This is a genomic window from Streptomyces sp. NBC_00820, assembly GCF_036347055.1.
In the GTDB taxonomy this organism is placed as follows: Bacteria; Actinomycetota; Actinomycetes; order Streptomycetales; family Streptomycetaceae; genus Streptomyces.
In genome coordinates this window covers 4,548,414-4,573,709 of record NZ_CP108882.1, presented here as the reverse complement: position 1 = coordinate 4,573,709, position 25,296 = coordinate 4,548,414, and the positions used below count along the sequence as shown (strand labels likewise).

At 71.2% G+C, this 25,296-nt stretch carries 23 protein-coding genes; 9 read left to right on the top strand and 14 right to left on the bottom strand.

Translation table 11 applies throughout. From position 1 onward, the window contains the following. Window positions 1-11: 11 nt before the first annotated feature. The 6 genes from folE to dacB form a co-directional block, all read right to left on the bottom strand. Window positions 12-617 carry a GTP cyclohydrolase I FolE gene (gene folE, locus OIB37_RS20655; protein ID WP_330459086.1) on the bottom strand — a complete coding sequence of 202 codons (606 nt, stop codon included), beginning with the start codon at window positions 615-617 and terminating at the stop codon, window positions 12-14. A 131-nt stretch (window positions 618-748) separates the two neighbouring features. Then, window positions 749-2,788, bottom strand: coding sequence for an ATP-dependent zinc metalloprotease FtsH (gene ftsH / locus OIB37_RS20650; RefSeq protein ID WP_330459085.1), 2,040 nt, complete (start codon window positions 2,786-2,788; stop codon window positions 749-751). Between the two features lie 230 nt (window positions 2,789-3,018). Further along, window positions 3,019-3,579, bottom strand: coding sequence for a hypoxanthine phosphoribosyltransferase (gene hpt, locus OIB37_RS20645; RefSeq protein WP_330459084.1), 561 nt, complete (start codon window positions 3,577-3,579; stop codon window positions 3,019-3,021). 80 nt (window positions 3,580-3,659) lie between these two features. Beyond that, entirely contained in the window at window positions 3,660-4,730 is a 1,071-nt protein-coding gene (tilS, locus tag OIB37_RS20640; RefSeq protein WP_330459083.1) for a tRNA lysidine(34) synthetase TilS, read from the bottom strand. Window positions 4,731-4,922: 192 nt separating this feature from the next. Continuing rightward, a complete protein-coding gene (locus OIB37_RS20635; protein WP_330459082.1) occupies window positions 4,923-6,068 on the bottom strand; it encodes a zinc-dependent metalloprotease in 1,146 nt (381 codons plus the stop codon). Window positions 6,069-6,324: 256 nt separating this feature from the next. After that, the gene (dacB, locus tag OIB37_RS20630) at window positions 6,325-7,866 is read right to left on the bottom strand and encodes a D-alanyl-D-alanine carboxypeptidase/D-alanyl-D-alanine endopeptidase (protein WP_330459081.1); all 1,542 of its coding nucleotides are present in this window, start codon (window positions 7,864-7,866) and stop codon (window positions 6,325-6,327) included. A 124-nt stretch (window positions 7,867-7,990) separates the two neighbouring features. Between dacB and OIB37_RS20625 the strand changes: the two genes are divergently transcribed. After that, a complete protein-coding gene (locus OIB37_RS20625; RefSeq protein ID WP_184594751.1) occupies window positions 7,991-8,482 on the top strand; it encodes an inorganic diphosphatase in 492 nt (163 codons plus the stop codon). Between the two features lie 129 nt (window positions 8,483-8,611). Next, window positions 8,612-10,276, top strand: a complete 1,665-nt coding sequence (locus OIB37_RS20620; RefSeq protein WP_330459080.1) for a threonine/serine ThrE exporter family protein — start codon at window positions 8,612-8,614, stop codon at window positions 10,274-10,276. Window positions 10,277-10,348: 72 nt separating this feature from the next. Here OIB37_RS20620 and OIB37_RS20615 read toward each other — a convergent pair whose 3' ends face one another. Together OIB37_RS20615 and OIB37_RS20610 are read right to left on the bottom strand one after the other, a co-directional pair. Next, a complete protein-coding gene (locus OIB37_RS20615) occupies window positions 10,349-11,419 on the bottom strand; it encodes a DedA family protein (protein WP_443058180.1) in 1,071 nt (356 codons plus the stop codon). 155 nt (window positions 11,420-11,574) lie between these two features. Continuing rightward, window positions 11,575-12,339, bottom strand: coding sequence for a MerR family transcriptional regulator (locus tag OIB37_RS20610; protein ID WP_330459078.1), 765 nt, complete (start codon window positions 12,337-12,339; stop codon window positions 11,575-11,577). A gap of 132 nt (window positions 12,340-12,471) precedes the next feature. Between OIB37_RS20610 and OIB37_RS20605 the strand changes: the two genes are divergently transcribed. Both OIB37_RS20605 and OIB37_RS20600 read left to right on the top strand, forming a co-directional pair. Further along, window positions 12,472-13,758: an ion channel protein gene (locus OIB37_RS20605; RefSeq protein ID WP_330459077.1), complete on the top strand. Its 1,287-nt coding sequence runs from the start codon at window positions 12,472-12,474 to the stop codon at window positions 13,756-13,758. 38 nt (window positions 13,759-13,796) lie between these two features. Continuing rightward, window positions 13,797-15,203 (top strand): glutamate decarboxylase, encoded by a 1,407-nt coding sequence (locus tag OIB37_RS20600; RefSeq protein ID WP_330459076.1) that lies wholly within the window; start codon window positions 13,797-13,799, stop codon window positions 15,201-15,203. Between the two features lie 120 nt (window positions 15,204-15,323). On the opposite strand, the gene OIB37_RS20595 is transcribed toward OIB37_RS20600, so the two are convergent. From OIB37_RS20595 to OIB37_RS20585, 3 genes are all read right to left on the bottom strand, one after another. Further along, complete coding sequence (locus OIB37_RS20595) at window positions 15,324-15,866, bottom strand: DinB family protein (RefSeq protein ID WP_330459075.1); 543 nt, start codon at window positions 15,864-15,866, stop codon at window positions 15,324-15,326. Window positions 15,867-16,041: 175 nt separating this feature from the next. Further along, the gene (locus OIB37_RS20590) at window positions 16,042-17,502 is read right to left on the bottom strand and encodes an aldehyde dehydrogenase family protein (RefSeq protein ID WP_330459074.1); all 1,461 of its coding nucleotides are present in this window, start codon (window positions 17,500-17,502) and stop codon (window positions 16,042-16,044) included. Between the two features lie 70 nt (window positions 17,503-17,572). Continuing rightward, window positions 17,573-18,397 (bottom strand): helix-turn-helix domain-containing protein, encoded by an 825-nt coding sequence (locus OIB37_RS20585; protein WP_330461910.1) that lies wholly within the window; start codon window positions 18,395-18,397, stop codon window positions 17,573-17,575. A 355-nt stretch (window positions 18,398-18,752) separates the two neighbouring features. Here OIB37_RS20585 and OIB37_RS20580 point away from each other — a divergent pair, with 355 nt between their 5' ends. Next, window positions 18,753-19,229, top strand: a complete 477-nt coding sequence (locus OIB37_RS20580; protein WP_330459073.1) for an ATP-binding protein — start codon at window positions 18,753-18,755, stop codon at window positions 19,227-19,229. Window positions 19,230-19,333: 104 nt separating this feature from the next. On the opposite strand, the gene OIB37_RS20575 is transcribed toward OIB37_RS20580, so the two are convergent. Together OIB37_RS20575 and OIB37_RS20570 are read right to left on the bottom strand one after the other, a co-directional pair. Next, entirely contained in the window at window positions 19,334-19,552 is a 219-nt protein-coding gene (locus tag OIB37_RS20575; protein ID WP_330459072.1) for a DUF397 domain-containing protein, read from the bottom strand. 100 nt (window positions 19,553-19,652) lie between these two features. Beyond that, window positions 19,653-19,859, bottom strand: coding sequence for a hypothetical protein (locus OIB37_RS20570; protein WP_330459071.1), 207 nt, complete (start codon window positions 19,857-19,859; stop codon window positions 19,653-19,655). A 352-nt stretch (window positions 19,860-20,211) separates the two neighbouring features. On the opposite strand from OIB37_RS20570, the gene OIB37_RS20565 reads away from it, so the two are divergent. Beyond that, entirely contained in the window at window positions 20,212-20,670 is a 459-nt protein-coding gene (locus OIB37_RS20565; protein WP_330461909.1) for a hypothetical protein, read from the top strand. Between the two features lie 83 nt (window positions 20,671-20,753). Next, window positions 20,754-21,275 (top strand): DUF4232 domain-containing protein, encoded by a 522-nt coding sequence (locus tag OIB37_RS20560; protein ID WP_330459070.1) that lies wholly within the window; start codon window positions 20,754-20,756, stop codon window positions 21,273-21,275. A 78-nt stretch (window positions 21,276-21,353) separates the two neighbouring features. Here OIB37_RS20560 and OIB37_RS20555 read toward each other — a convergent pair whose 3' ends face one another. Next, window positions 21,354-22,511: a DUF2786 domain-containing protein gene (locus OIB37_RS20555; RefSeq protein WP_330459069.1), complete on the bottom strand. Its 1,158-nt coding sequence runs from the start codon at window positions 22,509-22,511 to the stop codon at window positions 21,354-21,356. Window positions 22,512-22,725: 214 nt separating this feature from the next. Here OIB37_RS20555 and OIB37_RS20550 point away from each other — a divergent pair, with 214 nt between their 5' ends. After that, complete coding sequence (locus tag OIB37_RS20550) at window positions 22,726-23,508, top strand: Clp protease N-terminal domain-containing protein (RefSeq protein ID WP_330459068.1); 783 nt, start codon at window positions 22,726-22,728, stop codon at window positions 23,506-23,508. A 75-nt stretch (window positions 23,509-23,583) separates the two neighbouring features. Further along, window positions 23,584-25,281 carry a bifunctional 3'-5' exonuclease/DNA polymerase gene (locus OIB37_RS20545; RefSeq protein ID WP_330459067.1) on the top strand — a complete coding sequence of 566 codons (1,698 nt, stop codon included), beginning with the start codon at window positions 23,584-23,586 and terminating at the stop codon, window positions 25,279-25,281. Window positions 25,282-25,296: the final 15 nt, after the last annotated feature.

Genomic DNA, 25,296 nt, shown 5'->3' with positions numbered 1-25,296 from the left:
GAAGGGGTGGTTCAGCGGGCCATGATGAGGCTCATCGCCTCGTTCCGCGTCGCCGCGTCCCGCAGCTGACCCCGCACCGCCGAGGTGATCGTCTTGGCGCCCGGCTTACGGATGCCTCGCATCGACATGCACATGTGCTCGCACTCGACGACCACGATCACGCCCCGCGGTTCGAGTATCTCCATCAGGGAGTCCGCGATCTGCGTGGTGAGACGTTCCTGCACCTGCGGGCGGCGCGCGAAGACGTCCACCAGGCGAGCGAGCTTGGACAGGCCGGTGATCTTGCCGGAGACGGACGGGATGTAGCCCACGTGCGCGACACCCCTGAACGGCACGAGGTGGTGCTCACAGGTGCTGTAGACCTCGATGTCCTTCACGAGGACCATCTCGTCGTGACCCAGGTCGAACGTCGTCGTCAGGACGTCCTCGGGCGTCTGCCACAGCCCCGAGAAGATCTCCTTGTAGGCCCGCGCCACCCGCGCCGGCGTCTCCCTGAGCCCCTCGCGGTCCGGGTCCTCCCCGACAGCGATCAGGAGCTCGCGTACGGCGTTCTCGGCGCGCTTCTCGTCGAACTCGCCGATGGTTCCCTCGCCGTCCAGCGTCACCGGGTCGGTCATGTGGTTCCTCGCTCCTGTGCCTTCATGTGGCGGCGGCCGCGCCATTCGGGTGCGGACATGGAACTGCCGCGCCCCCCAGGCTAGAACCTGGGGGGCGCGGCATTCATTCCAGCCCTGTTGGCCGAAAGGTGTCAGCTCTCGGAACGGTCCTCGGGGGTCTGCTCCGTGATCGGGGCGGACTCCGTCGCCGCGGACTTGATCGTGTTGATCGCGGCCGCCGTGCCGTTCGCGCCGTTGGTCAGTGCCAGCTCCTTGGGAGAGAGCACCGGCGGACGGGTGGAGGGGGTACGGCGGGAGGAGCCGGTCCACGCGGGCCGCGGCGGGCGCTTGTGGATCGTCGTGAAGATCTCGGCGATCTCCTCCTTGCCCAGGGTCTCCTTCTCCAGGAGGGCCAGGACGAGGTTGTCGAGCACGTCGCGGTTCTCGACCAGGATCTCCCAGGCCTCGTTGTGCGCCGTCTCGATGAGCTTCTTGACCTCCTCGTCCACCAGAGCGGCGACCTCTTCCGAGTAGTCGCGCTGGTGAGCCATCTCGCGGCCGAGGAAGGGCTCGCTGTTGTCGCCGCCGAACTTGATGGCGCCGAGCCGCTCGGTCATGCCGTACTGGGTCACCATCGCCCGGGCCACGTTGGTGGCCTTCTCGATGTCGTTGGCCGCGCCGGTGGTCGGGTCGTGGAAGACCAGTTCCTCGGCCGCCCGGCCGCCCAGCATGTAGGCGAGCTGGTCGAGCATCTCGTTGCGCGTGGTCGAGTACTTGTCCTCGTCCGGCAGCACCATCGTGTAGCCCAGGGCACGGCCGCGGGACAGGATGGTGATCTTGTGGACGGGGTCGGAGTTCGGCGAGGCCGCCGCGACCAGGGCGTGACCGCCCTCGTGGTACGCGGTGATCTTCTTCTCGCGGTCCGACATGATCCGGGTCCGCTTCTGCGGGCCCGCGACCACACGGTCGATCGCCTCGTCCAGCGCCTTGTTGTCGACCAGCTTCTGGTCGCTGCGAGCGGTGAGCAGCGCGGCCTCGTTCAGCACGTTGGCGAGGTCGGCACCGGTCATGCCCGGGGTACGGCGGGCGACGGCGGCCAGGTCGACGTCGGGCGCGACCGGCTTGCCCTTCTGGTGGACCTTGAGGATCTCCAGACGGCCCTGCAGGTCCGGCGGGTCGACGGCGATCTGCCGGTCGAAGCGGCCGGGGCGCAGGAGGGCCGGGTCGAGGATGTCGGGCCGGTTCGTGGCGGCGATCAGGATGACGCCGCCCTTCACGTCGAAGCCGTCCATCTCGACGAGCAGCTGGTTCAGGGTCTGCTCGCGCTCGTCGTGACCACCGCCGAGGCCGGCGCCGCGGTGGCGGCCGACCGCGTCGATCTCGTCGACGAAGACGATCGCCGGAGCGTTCGCCTTGGCCTGCTCGAACAGGTCACGGACCCGGGAGGCACCGACACCGACGAACATCTCGACGAAGTCGGAACCGGAGATCGAGTAGAAGGGCACCCCGGCCTCGCCGGCGACGGCGCGCGCGAGGAGGGTCTTGCCGGTACCCGGGCGGCCGTACAGCAGCACGCCCTTGGGGATCTTGGCGCCGACGGCCTGGAACTTGGCCGGCTCCTGGAGGAACTCCTTGATCTCGTGGAGTTCCTCGACGGCCTCGTCGCAGCCGGCGACGTCGGCGAAGGTGGTCTTCGGCGTGTCCTTGGTGATGAGCTTGGCCTTGGACTTCCCGAAGTTCATGACCCGGGAGCCGCCGCCCTGCATCTGATTCATCAGGAACAGGAAGACGACCACGATCAGAACGAAGGGCAGCAGGGAGAGCAGGACGCCGAGGAACGGGTTCTGCTTGGACGGCGAGACTGTGTAGCCGCCCTTGATCTGCTTGTCCTGGTACTTGGTCTGCAGCGTCTGGGCGATGCCGACGCCCTGGTCGCCGATGTAGCTCGCCTGGATCTTCGAGCTGCCCTCGACCTTCACGCCGTCCTTCAGCGTGGCCTTGATGGTCTGCTCGTCACCGGTGGTGAGTTTGGCCGACTCGACCTTGTTGTCACTGATCGCTGCCAGAACCTGGCCGGTGTCCACCGTCTTGTAGCCGCCGCCCGAGCCGACGACCTGCATCAACACGACCACGGCAAGGACGGCCAGCACGATCCACATGACCGGCCCACGGAAGTATCGCTTCACGTCCATCCATACGGAGCGGTGTCGCTCCGTCCCTCCTGCCACAGTGAGTTTGATAAGACAGTTCTTCCGACGGTACCCCAGCATTGTTGTCCGGAGCCGCACGGAGCGGCCCGGACGGCCGGCGTTCCCGTCTCTGCTTGCTCCAACGGCGCGAGACCCGCTGGGGTTCCCGACGGTTCCACGAAGGCTCGCCCCAATGGCTCAGCCGCTGGTCGAGCCGCTGGTCGAGCGCTGGTTCAGCCGCCGTAGACGTGGGGCGCGAGCGTACCGACGAACGGCAGGTTGCGGTACTTCTCGGCGTAGTCGAGGCCGTAGCCGACGACGAACTCGTTCGGGATGTCGAAGCCGACCCACTCCACGTCGATGGCGACCTTGGCGGCGTCCGGCTTGCGCAGCAGCGTGCACACCTTCAGCGAGGCGGGCTCGCGCGAGCCGAGGTTGTTGATCAGCCAGGACAGGGTCAGGCCGGAGTCGATGATGTCCTCGACGATCAGGACGTGCCTGCCCTTGATGTCGGTGTCGAGGTCCTTGAGGATCCGCACCACGCCGGAGGACTGGGTGCCGGCGCCGTAGGAGGACACCGCCATCCAGTCCATGGTGACGGGGGTGGACAGCGCCCGGGCGAGGTCCGCCATGACCATCACGGCGCCCTTGAGGACACCCACGATGAGCAGGTCCTTGCCCGCGTATTCCGCGTCGATCTTCGCGGCCAGCTCGGCCAGCTTCGCGTCGATCTCTTCCTTGGTGATGAGCACCGACTTCAGGTCGGCACCCATGTCTTTCGCGTCCACCCGCATCACTTTCGGTCGTCCCGCACTTACGGCCACCCGCTGAACTGCCCACACCGCCGGAGGAGTCCCTCCGGGAGGGTCGGGATTCAGCCTTGCCGAATCACCAGTCTGCCACCCTGTCGCTGGGCGACGACCTTGCCCGGGAGATTGATGGCCCCCTGGCCCCGCCAGCCGGTGATCAACCGGTCGACTTCCTCGATGTGCCGGGCGAAGAGAGAACCGGCCGGCGCGCCCGCGTCGATGGCGGCGCGGCGCAGGATGCGGCGGCGGACGGCGGGCGGCAGGGCGTAGAGCTTGGCGCACTCCAGCAGGCCCGTGGCGTCGCGTACGGAGGCCTCGGCCTGACTGGCCCAGGAGTCGAGGGCGTCGGCGTCGTCGCGGGAGAGCTGGGCGGTACGGGCGAGGGCCTCCACGACGCCTTTGCCGAGGGCCTTCTCGAGGGCGGGCAGGCCCTCGTGGCGCAGCCGGGAGCGGGTGTAGGCCGGATCGGTGTTGTGCGGGTCGTCCCAGACGGGCAGGGACTGGGCCATGCAGGCCTTGCGGGCGGTCTGCCGGTCCAGCTGCAGGAACGGGCGCCGGTAACGGCCGTCGGCCCCCGAGACCGCGGCCATGCCGGACAGGGAGCGGATGCCGGAGCCGCGGGCGAGGCCGAGCAGGACGGTCTCCGCCTGGTCGTCGCGGGTGTGCCCGAGCAGGATCGCGGTGGCGCCGTGGCGTTCGGCGGCGTCGTCGAGGGCGGCGTAGCGCGCGTCGCGGGCCGCCGCCTCGGGGCCGCCGTCGCGGCCGACGGTGACGGCGATGGACTCGACCGGGTCGAGGCCGAGGCCGCGCAGCCTGAGGACGACCTCGTCGGCGCGGAGGTCGGAGCCGGGCTGGAGGCCGTGGTCGACGGTGATGCCGCCGGCGCGGACGCCTAGTTTGGGGGCCTCGAAGGCGAGGGCCGAGGCGAGCGCCATGGAGTCGGCGCCGCCGGAGCAGGCGACGAGCACGAGCGGGGACGGCGGGAGCGTGTTCCGGCTCTGCGCGTGGATCGTCCCGTGGGACGCCGCGACGGCCGTCGCGGCTGTCTCGGGGCTGCGACTGGGGTGCGTGATGATGTCGTGGAGGGCGCGGCGGACCGCCAGGCGTATCGCCGCGACCGCAGGATGGGGACCCATGTCCGGTTCCCTTCATGAAGTTTTCGGGGGGTGAGCCCGGGATCGGTCACTCAGAGTGTGTAGATGGTGACAGAAGCGGGCCGTTCCCCGAGCATTGCACGCCTACCCATGGCACACGGTCCCTCGGACGGGTGATTGGAGGGGCGTTCGCCTGCCGTCGGCCGGATTCGTTTCACGACTTCGCTCCGCCGTTCACGACTCGGCCTTGCGGTGCACCCGCGCGACCCAGTCCGCCGGTTTGGCGATCTCCGCCTTGGTGGGCAGGGTGTTGGGCGAGGTCCACACGCGGTTGAAGCCGTCCATGCCGACCTGGTCGACGACGGCGCGCACGAAGCGTTCACCGTCACGGTACTGCTTGAGTTTGGCGTCCAGGCCGAGCAGCTTGCGCAGGGCGAGGTCCAGGCGGGAGGCGCCCTTGGCGCGGCGCTGCTGGAACTTCTCGCGGATCTCGGCGACGGTCGGCACGACCTCGGGGCCGACGCCGTCCATGACGTAGTCGGCGTGGCCCTCCAGCAGGGACATGACCGCGGTGAGGCGGCCGAGGATCTCGCGCTGGGCGGGGGTCTGCACGAGCTCCACGAAGGAACGCCCGCCGTCGTCCTCCTCGCCCTCGGGGCGGCCGCCCGCGAGGGACTGGGCCGCTTCCCTGGCGCGTTCCAGGAAGGTCATCGGGTCGACGTCGGTCTCCGCCAGGAACGACTGGATTTCGCCCTCCAGGTGGTCGCGGAGCCAGGGGACCGCGGTGAACTGGGTGCGGTGGGTCTCCTCGTGCAGGCACACCCACATGCGGAAGTCGTGGGGCTGGACGTCGAGTTCGCGCTCCACGTGGACGATGTTGGGCGCGACGAGCAGCAGGCGCCCGCCGCGCGGCGCGTCGGCGGAGCCGCCGGCCTGGAGGCCGTCGGAGGCGGGGGCGAAGGTCTCGTACTGGCCGAGGACCCGGGAGGACAGGAACGACAGCAGCATGCCCAGTTCGACGCCGGTGACCTTGCCGCCGACGGCGCCGAGGACGGCGCTGCCGGGGCTGTCGCCGCGGCGTTCCCGCATCTTCTCCAGGAGGGGTTTGAGGATCTCGCGGAATCCGGCGACGTTGGCGCGGACCCAGCCGGGGCGGTCGACGATGAGGACGGGGGTGTCGTGCGTCTCCCCTGCGCCCATACGGGTGAATCCCCGGACGTGTTCCTCCGAGGCCTTGGCGTGCCGGCGCAGTTCCGCGACGACGGCCCGGGCCTCGTCACGGCTGACCTCGGGGCCCGGTCGTACGAGCCGTGTCGCGGTCGCCACCGCGAGGTTCCAGTCGACCATCCCGGGAGATGCGGTGCCACCGAAGCTCGTCATGTGTCAACCGTACGTGCTCGTCCCCGCCGGGGGCAGGCCATGAGGCCGTGCGGGGCCCGGGTTTGCCGCAGGGGGACGGAGGCGGTACGGGGTTGCCGGGGACAGGTGTGACGCGGGGTGCCGGTGAGGGGCAGGAGGCGCCGCGCCGAGGGAAGTGGCGCCGCACCGACGGAAGTCGGGAGGGCGGGGGCCCGGGGGCCCGGGAAGCTGGGGGCGAGAGACCGGGGTTACGGCCCGCTCCCCCGCGCGGCCGCCGTCATCCGCAGCCGCAGCCCGCCAGTGCCGTCGCCGTCCTGTCCAGGGCGGCCTGGGCCGCTGGGGCGTCGGTGGTGCCGGAGGCGAGGAAGGCGAAGGCGACGAGTCGGCCGTCCCGGTCGACGACGGTGCCGGCCAGCGTGTTGACGCCCGTCAGGGTGCCGGTCTTCGCCCGTACGACGCCTGCCGCGCCGTCCGCGTAGCGCGCGGCCAGGGTGCCGGTGAAGCCGGCGACGGGGAGGCCGGTGAGGACGGGGCGCAGGCCGGGCCGGGCGGGGTCGGCCGCCTTGACGAGGAGAGCGGTGAGCAGGTTCGCGGTCAGCCTGTCGTCGTGGTTGAGGCCGCTGCCGTCGTGGAAGGAGGCGCCGGTCATGGGCAGGCCGAGCTTCCCGAGCTGTGCGGCGACGGCCTTGGCGCCCCCGTCGAAGCTCGCCGGCCGGCCGCTCGCGAGGGCGGTCTGGCGGGCGAGGGCCTCGGCGATGTCGTTGTCGCTGTTGGTGAGCATGCGTTCGACCAGGGCGGACAGCGGGGGCGAGGAGACGGCGGCGAGGGTCCGGGCGCGGCTGGTGGCCTTGGAGGGGCCGGGGGACGTGGTCGTGACGCCGGCGGCCTTGAGGAGGCCGGCGAACGTGCGGGCCGTGGTCGCCGCCGGGTCGGCCACCCGCGCGATCGGGCCGTGGTCGGAGCCGTCGGTACGGCCCTCGTCGGCGGTGAGCGGGCTGACGGGGGCGAGGTTCTCGTTGACGCCGATGGGGTGCACGGCGGGACCCGAGTAGAGCGTGGTGTCGTACGAGAGCGTGATCTTGTGGATGCCGCGCTTCTTGAGCGCGGTGGCCGTGGCGGTGGCCAGGACGCGCAGGCTCGCCCAGCCTCCGGACTCCGGGTGCGCGGTGAGGGTGGGGTCGCCGCCGCCGACGAGGACCAGTTCGCCGGTGTCCGGTTCGAGTGCGGTGCGGGTGGTGAGGCGGTGGTCGGGGCCGAGGGCGGACAGGGCGGCCACGGCGGTGGCGATCTTGGTGGTGGAGGCGGGTGTGAGGGCCTCGCCGCCGTCGGCGCCGTAGAGGAGCTTGCCGGTGCCGATGTCGACGACGGCCGCCGAGTGGCCGTGGGCGAGCGCGGGGGCGCTCAGGAGGGGCTCCAGGACGTCTTCGAGGGCCTTTCCGGCGGGCGGGGCCTTCCTGGTGGTCACCGTGCCCGCGGCGCCGCCCAGGCCGGTCAGGACGGGCGCGGCGCTCGGGGCGGGCCTGGACGCCCCGGCGATCGTGCCGGAGCCGCCGTGATCTGCGCCACCCGGCCGCTCCAGGGCGGCCGCCCGGTCCCGCTCGGCCGTACGCTGGCCGTCGGCGTCCCAGGGACCGGCGACGGTCACCACCCCGGCGGCCAGCGCCAGCCCGGCGGTGGCGGCGCCCGCCGTGTACTGCCAGGTCCTGGCGGTCCGCGGACGGGGGAGGCGCACCGCCCGCACCAGCCGCGCGACCCGCGGTCCGGCGGCCGTCGCGGCGCTCGCCAGACGCGGTCGTACGGCGTTCGCGATCCGCTTCACATGCGGTCCCGCGACTCGCCACGGCCTCAGCTCTGGCACTACCACCAGCCCCTTTCGCGATCACCCACCTGCGTGAGGGACACTTAACCACCAGAACTATGTGCTGATCATGGAGGAGCCACCGGTGGAGTTCGACGTCACGATCGAGATCCCGAAGGGTTCGCGGAACAAGTACGAGGTGGACCACGAGACCGGTCGGATCCGCTTGGACCGTCGCCTCTTCACCTCGACCGCATACCCGACCGACTACGGCTTCGTCGAGAACACTCTCGGCGAAGACGGCGACCCGCTGGACGCGCTCGTCATCCTGGACGAGCCGACCTTCCCGGGCTGCCTGATCAAGTGCCGCGCGATCGGCATGTTCCGTATGACGGACGAGGCGGGCGGCGACGACAAGCTGCTCTGCGTTCCGGCCACGGACCCGCGTGTGGAGCACCTGCGCGACATCCACCACGTGTCCGAGTTCGACCGCCTGGAGATCCAGCACTTCTTCGAGGTCTACAAGGACCTGGAGCCGGGCAAGTCGGTCGAGGGCGCCGACTGGGTGGGCCGCACGGACGCCGAGGTGGAGATCGAGCGGTCGTACAAGCGCTTCAAGGAGCAGGGCGGTCACTGATCCGCCGTCAGTTTTTCACGCGGGCCGCGCCATCCCTGCCTGGGGGTGGCGCGGCCCGTTTGTGTGCTGGTGCGCATACTGAGGACTGCCGAGGGAATTCGGAATGCGTCATTCAGGGAGCGGTGATAGGTGACGGACGCGGAGGATCGCAAGCCCAGGTCGGACGAGGCGCGGGTCACGTACGACCCGGAGATCACGTCCGAGTTCGCCATCCCGGAGGGCCTGGCGGTCTCCAGGAGCGGGAGCGAGACGTCGGAGACGACCTCCGAGTTCGCGGTGCCGGTAGGGCTGGAGACGCCTCAGCCGCCGTCCGGTGAACCGGAGGGCTCGGCGTTCAGCCGGCCACGCACGTACAGCGTCAAGGACGCCCTGGTGGCGTTCACCCCTGCAACGGGCATGCCGACGGTCAGCCTGATCAAGGACGCGCCCTGGCAGGACCGGATGCGCACGATGCTGCGCATGCCGGTGGCCGAGCGGCCGGCGCTGGAGCTCGTGCAGCGCCCGGAGGAGGGCGGCATCCCGGTGCCGCGCGTGCTCGACCTGACGCTGCGTATCGGGGAGCTGCTGCTGGCGGGCGGCGAGGGCGCGGAGGACGTGGAGGCCGCGATGTTCGCGGTGTGCCGCTCCTACGGCCTGGACCGCTGCGAGCCGACCGTCACCTTCACGCTGCTGTCGATCTCCTACCAGCCGTCCCTGGTGGAGGACCCGGTGACGGCGTCCCGGACGGTACGGCGGCGGGGCACCGACTACACGCGGCTGGCGGCCGTCTTCCAGCTGGTGGACGACCTGACCGACCCGGAGACGCACGTCTCGCTGGAGGAGGCCTACGGCCGCCTCGCCGAGATACGCCGCAACCGGCACCCGTACCCCGGCTGGGCCCTGACCACGGCGACCGGGCTGCTGGCGGGCGCGGCGTCCGTCCTCGTCGGCGGTGACCTGGTCGTGTTCATCGCGGCGGCGGTGGGCGCGATGCTCGGCGACCGGCTGGCCTGGCTGTGCGCCGGGCGAGGGTTCCCGGAGTTCTACCAGTTCACGATCGCCGCGATGCCGCCCGCCGCGATCGGTGTGGCGCTCACGCTGGCGCACGTCGACGTGAAGGCGGCCGCCGTGATCACCGGTGGGCTGTTCGCGCTGCTGCCCGGACGGGCGCTGGTGGCGGGCGTGCAGGACGGGCTGACGGGGTTCTACATCACCGCGGCGGCCCGGCTGCTGGAGGTCATGTACTTCTTCGTCGGCATCGTCATCGGCGTGCTGATCGTCCTGTACTTCGGCGTGAAGATCGGCGGCAAGGCGAATCCGGACACCGCGCTGAGCATCTCCGAGCGGCCTCTGATCCAGATCGCGGCCGCCATGCTGGTGTCGCTGACCTTCGCCGTCCTGCTCCAGCAGGAACGGTCCACCGTGCTGTGGGTGACCCTCAACGGAGGTGTCGCGTGGTCGGTGTACGGCGCGATGCACTACGTCGGCGGCATCTCGCCGGTGGCCTCCACGGCCGTGGCGGCCGGGCTGGTGGGCCTGTTCGGGCAGCTGCTGTCGCGGTACCAGTTCGCCTCGGCCCTGCCGTACACGACGGCCGCGATCGGGCCGCTGCTGCCCGGTTCCGCCACGTACTTCGGACTGCTGGCGATGGCCCAGAGCCAGGTGGACCGCGGGCTGGTGTCGCTGGCCAAGGCGGTCTCCCTGGCCATGGCGATCGCCATCGGGGTCAACCTGGGATCGGAGATCTCCCGGCTGTTCCTGCGGGTCGGCTCCGCCAGCAAGCGGAAGGCCGCCAAGCGGACGCGGGGGTTCTAGCGGCGCGAGGGTTCCGGCGGGCGCGGGGCGGCGTGGCTGTTCACGCGGTTCCCCGCGCCGCCCCTTGGGGCGTCAGTTGGCGCGGTAGTCGTAGGGGTACTGGTTCTGGTTCTGGTCGTACTGCTGCTGGTCGTACTGGTTCTGCTCGTACTGCTGCTGCGCGTGCTGCTGCTGCGGGTGCTGCGGGTGCTGCTGCTGGGATTGCTGCTGCCCGCCGTAGTACTGGTCGTCGTAGCCCTGGCCCTGGTTCCAGTGCTGCTGGTCCTGCTGCGGCTGCTGCTGGAACGGCTGCTGCGGCTGCGCGTACTGCTGCGGCTGGTACGACTGCTGCTGGTACGACTGCGTCTGCGGCTGCTGCGGCTGCTGGTACGACTGCGGCTGCTGCTGGTACGGCTGCTCGTACTGCTGGTGCTCCGGCTCGACGCGGCGCAGGCGGGTCGTGGCGTCGTCCATGGACGGGGCCTGCCGGTGGAGGGGCTGCTGAGGCGGCTGCGGGTCCGCCTCCTGCCGCTGCTGGGCGGCCTTCTTCTCCTTGCCGCGGGCCCTGAGGAACTCGATCGCGATCGGGACCACCGACACGAGGACGATCAGGATCAGGATCGCCTCGATGTTCTTGTTGACGAAGGCGATGTTGCCGAGCCAGGACCCGAGCAGGGTGACGCCGGCGCCCCACAGGCAGCCGCCGATCACGTTGAAGATCAGGAACGAGCGGTACTTCATGCCGCTGACGCCCGCGATGATCGGCGTGAACGTGCGCACGACGGGCACGAAGCGGGCCAGGATCAGGGACTTGGGGCCGTACTTCTCGAAGAACTCGTGCGCCTTGGTGACGTTCTCCTGCTTGAACAGGCGCGAGTCCGGGCGGTTGAAGAGGGACGGCCCGACCTTCTTGCCGAACATGTAGCCCGCCTGGTCGCCGAGGACGGCGGCCAGGCAGATCAGCGCGACCGCGCCCCACAGGGGGAAGTCGAGCTGGCCCGAGGTGATCAGCAGACCGCACGTGAACAGCAGCGAGTCACCCGGCAGGAAGAAGCCGATGAGCAGGCCGGACTCGGCGAAGACGACGAGCAGCAGACCCCATATCCCGTATGTTCCGAGTAGATAGTTGGGATCCAGCCAGCTCGGTCCGAGGGCGAGTGTCATCACGGGTCCGGGCTCCTGAGGGGATGAGGGCGGCTACGGCGGGCGGATGTCGACGGGCTGCCGCACAAAGCTATCAACGTGAGGTGACCGCCCCGGGTTCCACCGGCGGCCCACCGGCGGCCCACGATGTCCCACAGTGACTCCAGGATGCGCCCTCAGGACGCGGCGTGCCGGTCGGCGTTCGCGGTGATCGCCTCGCGCAGGTGCTCGGCGAGCCCGGGCCGCATGGAGTCGTAGAACGCCTTGAAGCGCTCGTCGGATACGTACATGTCACCCAGGCAGCGGTGCATGGCGTGCGGGCACGCGTAGAACCACCTGCTGATGTGCAGCCGGTGCTCCTCGGCCATGTCCATCGCCGCCTCGCCCACCGCCGGCTCACCCCCGGCCATCAGGGCGACGTAGCGCTCGGTCCAGGCGTCCACCTCGGCCTGGAGACGCTTCCAGTCCTCCTTGGTGTAGCGGGCGGCGCGGCGCTGCGACTCCGCGTACGACTCGGTACCGCCCCAGCGCTGCTCCGCCTCCTCGGCGTACTGCCCGGGGTCCTTGTCCCCGAAGACCTCGAAGCGTTCCTCGGGGGTCAGATCGATGCCCATCTTGCGTGCCTCCATGGCGAGCTCCACGGCCGCGGCCATCTCCTGCAGCTTCTCGATCCGGGCGGTCAGCACTTCGTGCCGGCGGCGCAGGTGCGCGCGCGGGTCCGCCTCCGGGTCGTCGAGCAGGACCGCGACCTCGTCGAGCGGAAAGCCGAGCTCCCGGTAGAACAGGATCCGCTGGAGCCGGTCGAGATCGGCGTCGGTGTAGCGCCGGTGGCCCGCGTGGGTGCGCTCACCCGGCGCGAGCAGGCCGATCTCGTCGTAGTGGTGCAGGGCACGCACCGTGATGCCGGCGAACCCCGCGACCTGTCCCACGGAGTAGCTCAACTTTCCCCTCCTGGTCGTCTTCGTCGTCCCTGTCGTCGGAACGGCCTTCACACTGAGGCCTCACGCCACGTGAGGTGCAAGCCGGATTCCGTTCGGGATGTTGCACGCCTTTTGTCCGCTTATGGTGAGCCAGTGGCCCAGGACACCGCGCGGCAGCCGATCCCGACCGCTCCGACGGCCCCCGCACGGGCCCTGCTGCCGCTGATCCTGCCCGCTGTCGTCGTCGGGGTGGCGGCCAGTCTGATCTTCATCGGGGTGAGCGCGGCGGCGGAGAGGCTCCAGCACGTGCTGTGGGGCCCCCTGCCGGACGCGCTGGGAATCGGCCGGTACTCCGTGCTCTGGATGTTCGTGATGCTGGTCGCGACCGGCGTCGCCGTCGGGCTGGTGGTCTGGAAGGTCCCGGGGCACGCCGGTCCCGACCCGGCCACCATGGGACTCGACGCGCCGGTCCTGCCGCCCGTCGTCCTGCCGGGACTGGTGCTGGCGACCGCTCTGATGCTGGCCGGCGGGCCGAGCCTGGGCCCGGAGAACCCGATCATCGCCGTGAACATCGGTCTCGCGGCCTGGCTGGGCGGGCGGCTGCGGCCCCGGACACCCGGCAGCGTGTGGCCGGCGCTCGCCGAGGCGGCCACGATCGGGGCGCTGTTCGGCACCCCGGTGGCAGCGGCGCTGATCGTCTCCGAGGCGCTGGCCGGACGGCCGCTGAAGGGGCTGCTGTGGGACAACCTCTTCGCCCCGCTGACCGCCGCCGCGTGCGGTGCGCTGACGACCACCCTGGTCTCGCATCCGACGTTCGACCTGGGGCTGCCGCCCTTCGGCCGCCCCAGGGGCGGCGACCTGCTGGCGGCCCTCGTGATCGCGCCGGCGGCCGCGCTGCTCGGCATGTGCGCCGTCTACGCCTTCCCGTACGTCCACGCGGCCTTCCGGCGCCTGCGGCACCCGATGCTGATGCTGCCGGCGGGCGGGGCCGTCCTGGGGGCGCTGGCGGCCGTGGGCGGCCATCTGACGCTGTTCAAGGGGCTGGCCGAGGTCGGGGAGCTGGCGCGCGACCCCGACGGCTGGTCGGCGGGCCAGTTCGCCGTGATGGCGGTGGTGAAGCTGGCCGCGCTGCTGGTCGCCGCCTCGTGCGGCTTCCGGGGCGGCCGTATCTTCCCCGCCGTCTTCATCGGCGCCGCGCTGGGGCTGTGCGCGCACGCGCTGGTCCCGGGCGTGCAGCCCGGCGTGGGCGTCGCCTCGGGCGTCCTGGGCATGCTCCTGGCGGTCACCCGGCAGGGCTGGGTGAGCCTGTTCACCGCCGCCGTCCTGGTCTCCTCGCCGGGCGTCCTCGCCCTGTTGTGCGTCGCCTCGTTGCCGGCCTGGCTGCTGGTGACCGGGCGGCCGCAGATGCAACTGCGCGCGGACGGAACCCCGGTCCGCTGATCCCCCCCCCAGCCGAATCCCCCTCTGGAGGAACGTCGATGGCCCTGCACAAAGGCCCGGAGAAACACGAAGAGCGGCAGATGTCGGTCAACCCCTTCTTCGGGGAGGCGAACCCGGTCGCCGGGATGACCGAGGCCCCGCCCACGCACCGGCTGCCCGACACCCCGCTGGCGCCGAACACGGCGTACCAGCTGGTGCACGACGAGCTGATGCTGGACGGCAACGCCCGGCTGAACCTGGCCACCTTCGTCACCACCTGGATGGAGCCGCAGGCCGGGGTGCTGATGTCGGAGTGCGCGGACAAGAACATGATCGACAAGGACGAGTACCCGCGCACCGCCGAACTGGAGCGGCGCTGTGTGGCGATGCTCGCCGACCTGTGGAACGCCCCCGACCCGTCGGCCGCCGTCGGCTGCTCCACGACCGGGTCCAGCGAGGCGTGCATGCTCGCCGGCATGGCGCTGAAGCGCCGCTGGTCCCGGCGCAACGCCGACCGCTATCCCGGAGCGCGCCCGAACCTGGTCATGGGCATCAACGTCCAGGTCTGCTGGGAGAAGTTCTGCAACTTCTGGGAGGTGGAGGCCCGGCTGGTGCCCATGGAGGGCGACCGGTTCCACCTCGACCCGCAGACGGCCGTCGAGCTGTGCGACGAGAACACCATCGGCGTCGTCGGCGTCCTCGGCTCCACCTTCGACGGCTCCTACGAGCCCATCGCCGACCTGTGCGCGGCCCTGGACGCCCTCCAAGAGCGCACCGGCCTCGACATCCCGGTGCACGTCGACGGCGCCTCCGGGGCGATGGTGGCCCCCTTCCTGGACGCTGACCTGGTCTGGGACTTCCGGCTCCCGAGGGTCGCGTCGATCAACACCTCGGGGCACAAGTACGGCCTGGTCTACCCGGGCGTCGGCTGGGCGCTGTGGCGGGACAAGGAGGCGCTCCCCGAGGAACTGGTCTTCCGGGTCAACTACCTGGGCGGCGACATGCCGACCTTCGCCCTGAACTTCTCCCGGCCCGGCGCCCAGGTGGCCGCCCAGTACTACACGTTCCTGCGGCTGGGCCGCGAGGGCTACCGGGCGGTGCAGCAGTCGACCCGGAACGTGGCGACGTCACTCGCCGCGCGGGTCGAGGAGCTCGGCGACTTCCGGCTGCTCACCCGGGGCGACCAGCTGCCCGTGTTCGCCTTCACCACCGCCGACCACGTCACGTCGTACGACGTCTTCGACGTCTCCCGGCGGATGCGGGAGACGGGCTGGCTGGTGCCGGCGTACACCTTCCCGGCGGACCGGGAGGACCTGTCGGTGCTGCGCGTGGTCTGCCGCAACGGCTTCTCGCACGACCTGGCCGACCTCTTCGTCGACGAACTGGCCCGCCTGCTGCCGGAGCTGCGCGAGCAGACCCATCCGCACACCCGGGACAAGGGCGCCGCGACCGGCTTCCATCACTAGGGCCTCTCTTCCGGATCTTGCCGGGGTCGCGGGGTCGCCAGAAGGCACCGCAGACCGGAGCCGGCCTGATCCGGAAGAAAGGCCCTGGCCGGCAGGGTGCCCCGGCCGACGGTCGCGCCGCTAACTGCCGGCCTGTTCCAGGGCCACCAGTTCGAAGGCGGTCTTCCCGTCCAGGGACTCCCGGACGATGTCGGCGTGACCGGCGTGCCGGGCGGTCTCGCGGATCAGGTGCAGGCACAGCCAGCGCAGGGAGACGCGGCCCTCCGGCGGGAACCAGGGCTGGTCCGGCAGCGGGAAGGTGTCGTCCAGGCTGGGCGCGGAACGGATGTACTTCTCCGTCTCGGCGGCGACCTCCGCCCAGTACGCGAGCTGCGTGGCGACCGTCTCGTCACCGGTCAGCTCGAAGCTCTCGTGCCAGCTCGACCGGTCGCGGTGGACCGCCGGCGGCTCCTGCCTGGCCCGGGCCAGCCAGCTCTGTTCCACCTCGGCGACATGCTTGAGCAGGCCGCCCAGGGACAGCTCGCTCGCGCTGGGGCGGGAGCGGGCCTGCTCCTCCGTCAGCCCCAGCAGCGCCCTGCGGATGCCGCCGCGCTCCGCCTCCAGGAACGACAGCAGCGCACCACGCTCGTCGCCCCGGTCCTCCGCGCCTACGTGAGTGACCATGACCGGCCGCCTTTCATCGGGCCGGGTCTCCCCGGCATTCCCTGACTCGACACCGGCGACGCTACGGGCCCTTGAGGACAGATCCTGTCCTCAAGGGCCCGGCAGCGGACGGAAAAATCCTGCCGCGCGGAATCCGGCGTGGGAGAGACCCGCGCGAGGGCGGCCGGCGCGGGGCCTAGAACGGGAAGCCGCTCCGGCCGTGCTGCACCGAGATCCACTTGATCGTGGTGAACGCCTCCAGGGTCGTCTCGCCGTTGAGGCGGCCGATGCCGGAGTGCTTCTCACCGCCGAAGGGGACGAGCGGCTCGTCGTGCACGGTGCCGTCGTTGACGTGGAACATGCCGGTGTCGATCTGCTGGGCGAAGGACACACCGCGCTCGATGTCGGCCGTGTGGACGGCGCCGCTGAGGCCGTAAGGAGAGTCGTTGACGATCCCGACCGCCTCCTCTTCGCCGTCGAACGGGATGAGGAAGACGACCGGGCCGAAGGTCTCCTGGCGGAGCAGGTCGGAGTCGGCGGGCACGTCGGCGAGCACGCTGGGCTCGACCATGTTGCCGCTGACGGTGCCGCGCACCAGGGCCGTGGCACCCTCGGCGAGCGCCTGCTCGACCGTGCCCGAAAGAGCGTTGGCCTGCGTCGTGTTGATGACCGGGCCGATGACGGTCTGCGGGTCGCGCGGGTCGCCGACCTTGAGGGTCCTGACCTTGGCGACGAACTTCTCGGTGAACTCGTCGGCTATCGAGCGGTCCACGAGCACCCGGTTGGCGGCCATGCAGGCCTGGCCCTGGTGCACGAACCGGCTGAAGACCGCCGCGTCCACGGCGTAGTCGAGGTCGGCGTCGTCCAGCACCACCAGCGCGCTGTTGCCGCCCAGTTCGAGCACCGTGCGCTTGAAGTGCTTGGCGCAGACGGTGGCGACGTGCCGGCCGACCCTGTCGGAGCCGGTGAAGGAAATGACCTTGGGGATGGGGTGCTCGATGAAGGCGTCGCCGATCTCGGCTATGTCGGTGACGACGACGTTGAACAGGCCGGCGGGCAGGCCCGCGTCCTCGAAGATCTTCGCGACCAGGGTGCCGCCGGCGATCGGGGTGTTCTGGTGCGGCTTGAGGACCACGCCGTTGCCGAGGGCGAGCGCCGGAGCCACCGACTTGATCGACAGCAGGAACGGGAAGTTGAAGGGGCTGATCACGCCCACGACGCCGACCGGCACGCGGTAGACGCGGTTCTCCTTGCCGTCGATCGGGGAGGGCACGATCTTGCCCTCGGGGCGCAGCGCCAGGTGGATCGACTCGCGCAGGAACTCCTTGGCGAGGTGCAGCTCGAAGCCCGCCTTCACGCGCGTGCCGCCCACTTCGGCGACGATCAGGTCGGAGATCTCCGCCTCGCGCTCCTCCAGGATGCGCAGCGCCCGCTCGAACACCCCGCGCCGGGCGTACGGGTTGGCCGCGGCCCACTGCTTCTGGGCGCGCGCGGCGCTCCGGTAGGCCTCGTCGACCTCCTCGACCGTCGCCACCGTGATCGAGGCCAGCTTCTCGTCGTCGTAGGGGTTGAAGTCGATGACGTCCCAGGAACCGGTGCCCGGACGCCATTCACCGCCGATGTACTGCTGGGCCAGGTCGCTGAAGTAGGACGACATGTGATCCCTCAATCGCCAGTGGAAGCCAGGTCCACGCCATGATCTGATCGCGCGTCATCGTACTTGTGTTTCAAGAGAGTTGGAGGAGTCCGCGCAGAAGATCGCGGCTCTCGTCCGGGCCCGGACTGTCCTGCTGGAGCTCCTTCAGCGCCTGCTCGTACTGGGTGACGTCCTCGCGCTTGTCCAGGTAGAGCGCGCTGGTCAGCTGCTCCAGGTAGACCACGTCGGACAGGTCCGACTCGGGGAAGCTGAGGATGGTGAAGGCGCCGCTCTCCCCGGAGTGCCCGCCGAACCCGAACGGCATGATCTGCAGCCGCACGTTGGGGCGTTCGGAGATGTCGATCAGATGCTGGAGCTGGCCGCGCATCACCTCGCGGTCGCCGTACGGCCGGCGCAGGGCGGCCTCGTCCAGGACGATGTGGAACTCGGGGGCGCCGTCGCCGAGCAGGTGCTTCTGCCGCTCCAGGCGCAGCGCCACGCGGCGTTCGACGTCGGCCGCGCTCGCGCCCTTCATGCCGCGCCGGACGACCGCGCGCGCGTACTGCTCGGTCTGCAGCAGGCCGTGAACGAACTGCACCTCGTAGACCCGGATCAAAGACGCCGCGCCCTCCAGGCCGACGTAGGTGGGGAACCAGCTGGGGAGCACGTCGTTGTAACTGTGCCACCAGCCCGCCACGTTGGCCTCACGGGCCAGGGAGAGGAGCGACTCGCGCTCCGCCCCGTCGGTGATGCCGTACAGCGTCAGCAGGTCTTCCACGTCTCTGGTCTTGAAGCTCACCCGGCCCAGTTCCATCCGGCTGATCTTCGACTCGGACGCGCGGATCGCGTACCCCGCCGCCTCACGCGTGATCCCCCGCGCCTCACGCAGTCGCCTCAGTTGCGAGCCGAGCAGCATACGCCGCACCACCGATCCGGGCTCTCCCGCGCTCACGTTCGCCAGCCTCCCCAACCGTCTTCAGGGCCCGAAGTCTGCCACTAAAACACTTCGAGCAGTACTCGCACGATTACAGAAACGGAAAGCCCTCGGCCGTTTCCAGGGGGAGAGGTCCGGACCTCTGACGCGATCCGACGGCGAAGATGGCGGAAAAAATGGCCAAGAAGCGGTACGGGCAGGCTCAATTCGGTCGCGTGCACGTGCATCTGCCCTTGCATCTGCTCTCCCCATCCGAAACCATGGTCCCGCGCCACCGCTGCATCGCAACGACCGCGAATTCCCGGGAGTGCCTCGCATGGGAACGAATGGATCGACCATGCTCAAGCCGTTACGGCAGGGCCTTCCGCCACTCGACCCCTCGGCCGTGGCCAGCGCCGCCTCCTGCGCCCTGCCCGCTCGCTACGAAGCGGTGCGCGAGGCCCGGCACTTCACCCGGGGCACCCTCGACCAGTGGGACGTCGGCGACCGCTTCGACGACATATGCCTGGTCGTCTCGGAACTCGCCACCAACGCCCTGCGGCACGCGCTTCCGGACGGCACGGCGGGCGGGACCGAACGGCCGCCGTCCGTCAGGCTGCACCTGATGCGCTGGACCGACCGGCTGGTGTGCGCGGTGCGCGACCCCAGCCACGAGACCCCGGTGCCGAGCGACTCTGACGACTTCTCCGCCGAGTCGGGGCGCGGCCTGTTCCTGGTCGACTCCTTCGCCGACAGCTGGGGATGGCACCCGCTCGCGGGCACCCTCAGCGGCAAGGTGGTCTGGGCGCTGTTCCGGCTCCATCCGCCCGGCTGACGGCTTGCGACACCGACCGGCGCGCAGCGTCTACGCGCGTACACGACCGCTCGCGCCACGCCTCGACATCGTTGCCATCGCCCGTACCGGCAGGTGAACGGGGGTCAGCCGACCACGAGATGGTCGAACTCGCCGTCCTTGACGCCGAGGAGCATCGCCTCGATCTCCGCGCGCGTGTAGACGAGCGCGGGCCCGTCCGGGAACCGCGAGTTGCGTACGGCCACCTCGCCGCCGGGCAGCCGCGCGAACTCCACGCACGAACCCTGCGAATTGCTGTGCCGGCTCTTCTGCCAGGCCACTCCGTCAAGCTGCGTCGCAGCCATGCCGTTGTACACGTCATACCCCCCGTAAGCGTTGTCGACGTCGCGGTCCACAGGTCGCTCCCCGATGGTGCACTGGCTGATGTGGCCATGGATGCTGTGGTCAACTGACCCGGATCATAACCTTGTTCATGTGCAGATGCATGAGCAGATGCACGTGCACGGGGGGTGTTGCCGCGATTACAGCTTTGACGACCGCTTTGCCGACCGTCGTACCGGCCGCTGCCGCAAGCCACTTCACCGAAGCCGTTCCAGCGTCTGCCCCCCGAAGCGTGCGGTACGCGCCCGCTCCGGCCCCGTCCATGATCATCCGCGCCATTCTCCGCGCCGGATCGTCCGGGTCGAACTTTTTCGTGCACCAGATAGAGACGCGTTCCGCGCCGTTCCTGTTCCAGACCCCGCGCGGCGGGTCCCACGGCGGCTCGCACGGCGGCCCCGCGGGGGCTCGCACGGCGGGACCCGCGACGGCTCGCACGGCGGTTCCCGGCCGGTGTCCGGAAGTCTCCCTGTAACGGCTGGTAACTTGCTGCGGACCCTCCGGTCAGGGGTGTCCCCCGGAACGGGCGGACCGCCCCGGGGCCGGGCGACCGGCTACAGCTTGGGAGCTTGACGTGACGACGGCGACTGCGAGGGTGCGGACCGCTGCAGCGGCCGCGGGGCTGATGGGCGCGGTACTGGTGGGCACGCTCACGCTGACCGCGTGCGGCGGGGGCGGCGGCTCCGAGGACGGCGGCTCGACCGGCGCGAGCGCGACCCCCACGTCCACCGCCGGCTCGGGCGGCGCGACCGGTGCCGGGACGGGCACCTCCGGCAAGCTCCAGGGCAGCTGGATCACCACCAGCGGGGGCAAGGTCGTCGCCCTGGTGATCACCGGGAAGCAGGCCGGGCTCTTCGCCACCGGCGGGTCCGTGTGCAGCGGCACCGCGGGCGAGGAGGGGGGCATGGAGATGATCCGCCTGACCTGTACGGACGGCAGCAAGGACCGGGGCGCCGGAATGGTCGACTCGGTGAGCGGGGACGGCCTGAAGGTGACCTGGTCGGGCAAGCTCGGCCAGGAGACGTACACCAAGGCCGAGGGCGGCAAGCTGCCCTCGGGGCTGCCGACAGACCTGAACCGGTGAATCGGGAGGGGCGCGTGCACGCGCCCCGGGCGCAGGCGCCATGATGCGGGGAGACCCGCCACGACCTCGATGAGGACCAGTTCATGCGCGCCATTCCGCTCACCGTCACCGTTCTCGCCGCCGCCCTCGCCCTGACCGCCTGCGACGACGGGGGAAGCAGCGGGAGCAGCAAGCCGAAGGCAGGCTCCGCCTGCGCGATCGGCTCGGTCTCCGTCGAGGTCGGCTCGGCGAGCGTGGCCCCCGCCGCCGGAGACAGCGGCGAGGTGCCCGTCAGCATCACCAACCAGAGTGCGCCCTGCACCCTGGACCACTTCCCCTCGGTCACCCTCGGCCAGGAGGGCCGTACCGCCAAACTGGCCGTCCAGCAGGGCGCGCAGGCCCAGAAGCTGAAGCTCGCCAAGGGCGACTCGGCCGGCTTCACCGTCGCCTACGTGCGGGGCAAGGACGGCGACGCCAAGGCGCTGAACGCGACCTCCATGAGCATCACCCTGCCGGGCGGCGGCGCGTCCCAGAGCTTCCCCTGGAAGTACGGCCCGGTCGCCGGCAAGGGCGGCCGGAGCGACGTGGACGCCTCGGTCAGCGCGTTCCAGCAGGCCGGGGACTGACGGTACGGCGGTCCGGGTCCGGCGCGGGTCGCCGCCCGGACCGGCCGGGACGGGCACCCGGGCACCGGGCGCCGGCGGTCACGGCAGCCTGGGGCGGGCCCTGACCTGTGCCTCGTCCGCGGCCCTGGCACCCTCCGTCCAGCCCGCCGCGTCGTTCACCCCGCGCAGCCGGCTCGTGGTGGTGTCCGGGAACATGCGCTCCGTGCGGTCGGTGACGGCTGCCGCGCGCGTGGCCAGCACCGGCAGCAGATCCTGGGTGACCTGGGTCTCGGCGGCGGCGGCCGCCAGCCGGTCGCCGACGCGGTGCGCGTACGCCGCGAGGAACGACTGCCGGAAGGTCTTGGTGCGCTTGCGGCCGCCGGCCCGCTGCGCGGCCTCGGCCCTGGCCATCGCGTGCGTGGCCTGCACCAGCAGCGAGGTGTGGAGCAGTTCGACCGCCTCCAGGTCCGCCTCGAAGCCGACGACCGTGGAGAAGGCGAGCGGTTCGTTCCACACCGCGCGGCAGTGGTTGGCGCGGGCGACCGCGTCCAGCAGCACGGCCTTGGCCTGCTCGTACGGCGGCTCGACGCCGACACGGCAGGCCCCGGGCACGTCGGGCGCGGACGCCGCCGCGGCGAGCAGCGCCTCGTCCACGCTGTGCCGTGCCATCAGCTCCTGCGCCTTGGCGGTCAGGGCCTCCGCCTCCTCCGGGTAGCCGGTGGCCTCGGCCTTGGCGAGCAGCGCGCGGATGCGGGTGAGCATGCGGGAGGCGCCGGAACCGGCGTCGCGGCCGGGGGACACCTCCCCGCCCGGGCGCGGCCGGGAGCGCGGGGAATCCTCCAGGGGCTCCAGGGCGGGCAGGCGCAGCAGCAGGCGGTACAGCTCCAGGACGACGGTGGCGTGCGAGAACCGGTCGCTTCCGCGCGCGGGGTCCGTCGTCTGCTCGGTCAGGGCGTCGAGCTGCGCGGCCCAGCGGTGCCCTCGCGGACGGTCCCGGCCCGCCTGCGCGCGGATCAGGCCCGCGGCGAGACGCACGTGCGTCTCGTCCAGTTCGCGCCGCACCAGCCGTACGACATCGGCCGGCTGCCAGCCGCGCTGCCAGGCGGTCGCCACGAACTCCTCCCCTCGCAGGGCGAGTTCGGGGTCCACAGCGGGGTCGGCGGCGAGCAGGGACGCGCCGGTGTCGAGTCCGGCGTCGGTGTCGTCGTAGAGGGCGGCCCGGAAAGCCCGCTCGACGGTACTGGCAGTGCTGGTCACGCTGTCGATCGTGCCATGCGGCACCGACAGTCCGACTTCGGCTGTCCACAGCCTGTGGACAACATTTCGCGGTCGGCTGCCCGGCGACGCGCAACTCCGGGAGGAGGCGACCGGGTTGCCCAACGAGGCACCTCGAGAAGGGGCGCGGCGAACGACCGAAATCGACTGTCAACCATCGGTTGACAGGCCTCGGGTGTCAACTTACGGTTGACACATGGCAACCAACTCGAACATCCCGGCATCCGTCCGCCTGGACGACCTCATCGATGCCATCAAGAAGGTCCACCCCGAACCCCTGGACCAGCTCCAGGACGCGGTGATCGCCGCCGATCACCTCGGTGACGTCGCCGACCACCTGATCGGCCACTTCGTCGACCAGGCCCGCCGCTCGGGCGCGTCCTGGACCGAGATCGGCAAGAGCATGGGCGTGACCCGGCAGGCGGCACAGAAGCGGTTCGTCACGAAGGAGTCGACCGACCTCGACCTCAGCCAGGGCTTCAGCCGCTACACCCCGCGCGCGCGGAACGTGGTCATGTCCGCGCACAACGAGGCCGTGGCGGCCCACAACGCCGAGGGCCGCCCCGAGCACCTGGTCCTCGGCCTGCTGGCGGAGCCGGAGGGCCTGGCCGCGAAGGCGATCACCACCCAGGGCGTCCTGCTCGACTCGCTGCGCCAGGCCGCGTCCGACGCCCTCCCGCCGGCCGCCGAGAACGCCCCCGACCTCGTCCCCTACGGCCCGGAGGCCAAGAAGGTCCTCGAACTCACCTTCCGCGAGGCGCTCCGGCTCGGCCACAACTACATCGGCACCGAGCACATCCTGCTCGCCCTCCTGGAACACGAGAACGGCGAAGGCGTCCTCAGCGGCCTCGGCATCACCAAGGCCGCGACCGAGGCCTACGTCGACCGGGTGCTGGCGATGCTGCTGGACCAGAAGAAGGCGGCCTCGGCAGCGGCCTCCGCGGCGGAGGAGGCCACGCCGGACGCCACACAGGGCTGAGGCGGCCCGCGCCGCTCCGCCCGGCGAAACCGCAGGTGACCCCCGTTGTCAGAGCCACCTGCGAGACTCACACTCATGGCCGACCGGTGGGCACTCGCTCCGGCCGAGGACGGTGGCGTGGACGTCGCCCCCCTCGGTCCGGACGGGCTGCCCGCCGGGCCGGTGCGGCGCGAGAGCGATCTCGCCGGGGCGGTGCGGAGCCGCCCGGAGGTGACGCGCTGGGTGTGGAGGTCGACCGCCGAGGTCTACCCGCGACTGCTCGCCACGGGGGTGCGAGTCGAGCGGTGCTACGACATCGAGGACGCCGAGACACTGCTGCTGGGCCACGAGGGGCGGTACGGCGAGCCACGCTCGGCCGCCGCCGCCCTGGCCCGCCTCCGGGGCGGCCCCGTGCCGCCCGACCCGCCGCAGCGCCAGGCCGAACCGGGCGCGCAGTCCCCGCTGTTCGAACCGGCCGGCGTCCATCTCCCCCTCGACGACCTCCTCGCGGTCTACGCCGACCAGCTGCGGCGGCACGAGAAGACCGCCCACCCCGACCGCATGCGGCTGCTGACCGCCGCCGAGTCGGCGGGGATGCTGGTGGCCGCCGAGATGAACCGCTCCGGCCTGCCCTGGAGCACCGAGGTCCACCGCGCTCTCCTGCGCGACCTGCTCGGCGAGCGGTACGCGGGCGGTGGCGAGCCGCGCCGCCTCGCCGAACTGGCGGACGAGGTCTCGTCGGCCTTCGGGCGGCGCGTGCGGCCCGACCTGCCCGCCGACGTGATCAAGGCCTTCGCGCAGGCCGGGATCAAGGTGACGTCCACCCGCCGCTGGGAGATCCAGTCCCTCACGCATCCGGCGGTCGAACCCCTGCTGGAGTACAAGAAGCTGTACCGCATCTGGGTGGCACACGGCTGGTCCTGGTTGCAGGACTGGGTGCGGGACGGCCGTTTCCGCCCCGAGTTCCACGCCGGTGGCACGGTCACCGGGCGGTGGGTGACCAACGGCGGGGGCGCACTGCAGATCCCCAAGGTGATACGGCGGGCCGTGGTCGCCGACCCCGGCTGGCGGCTGGTCGTGGCCGACGCCGACCAGATGGAACCGCGCGTGCTGGCGGCGATCTCCCGCGATCCCGGGCTGATGGAAGTGGCCGGCCGCGCGAGCGACCTCTACCAGTCCGTCTCCGACCGCGCCTTCTCCGGCGACCGCGACCAGGCCAAACTCGCCGTGCTCGGCGCGGTCTACGGCCAGACCTCCGGCGACGGCCTGAAGAACCTCGCCGCACTGCGCCGCCGCTTCCCCAGGGCGGTGGCCTACGTCGACGAGGCCGCCCGCGCCGGCGAGGAGGGCCGGCTGGTGCGCACCTGGCTCGGCCGGACCTGCCCGCCGGCCGCGGGGACGGGCGACGCCGCGACCGAGGAGGCGGGCATCCCCGTCGGCGACGACGGCTCCGACGGGCGGGGCGACGGGCAGGGCTGGGTCCCCGGCTACGCCTCCACCAACTCCCGTGCGCGGGGGCGCTTCGCCCGGAACTTCGTCGTCCAGGGCAGCGCCGCGGACTGGGCCCTGCTGCTGCTCGCCGCGCTGCGGCAGGCCTGTGCGGGCCTCGCGGCCGAGCTGGTCTTCTTCCAGCACGACGAGGTGATCGTGCACTGCCCCGCCGAGGAGGCCGACACGGTCGTACGGGCCATCCAGGAGGCCGCCGACCTCGCCGGCCGGCTGACCTTCGGTGAGACGCCGGTGCGGTTCCCGTTCACGACGGCCGTGGTGGAGTGCTATGCCGACGCCAAGTAGGACCTTGGCGCGCGG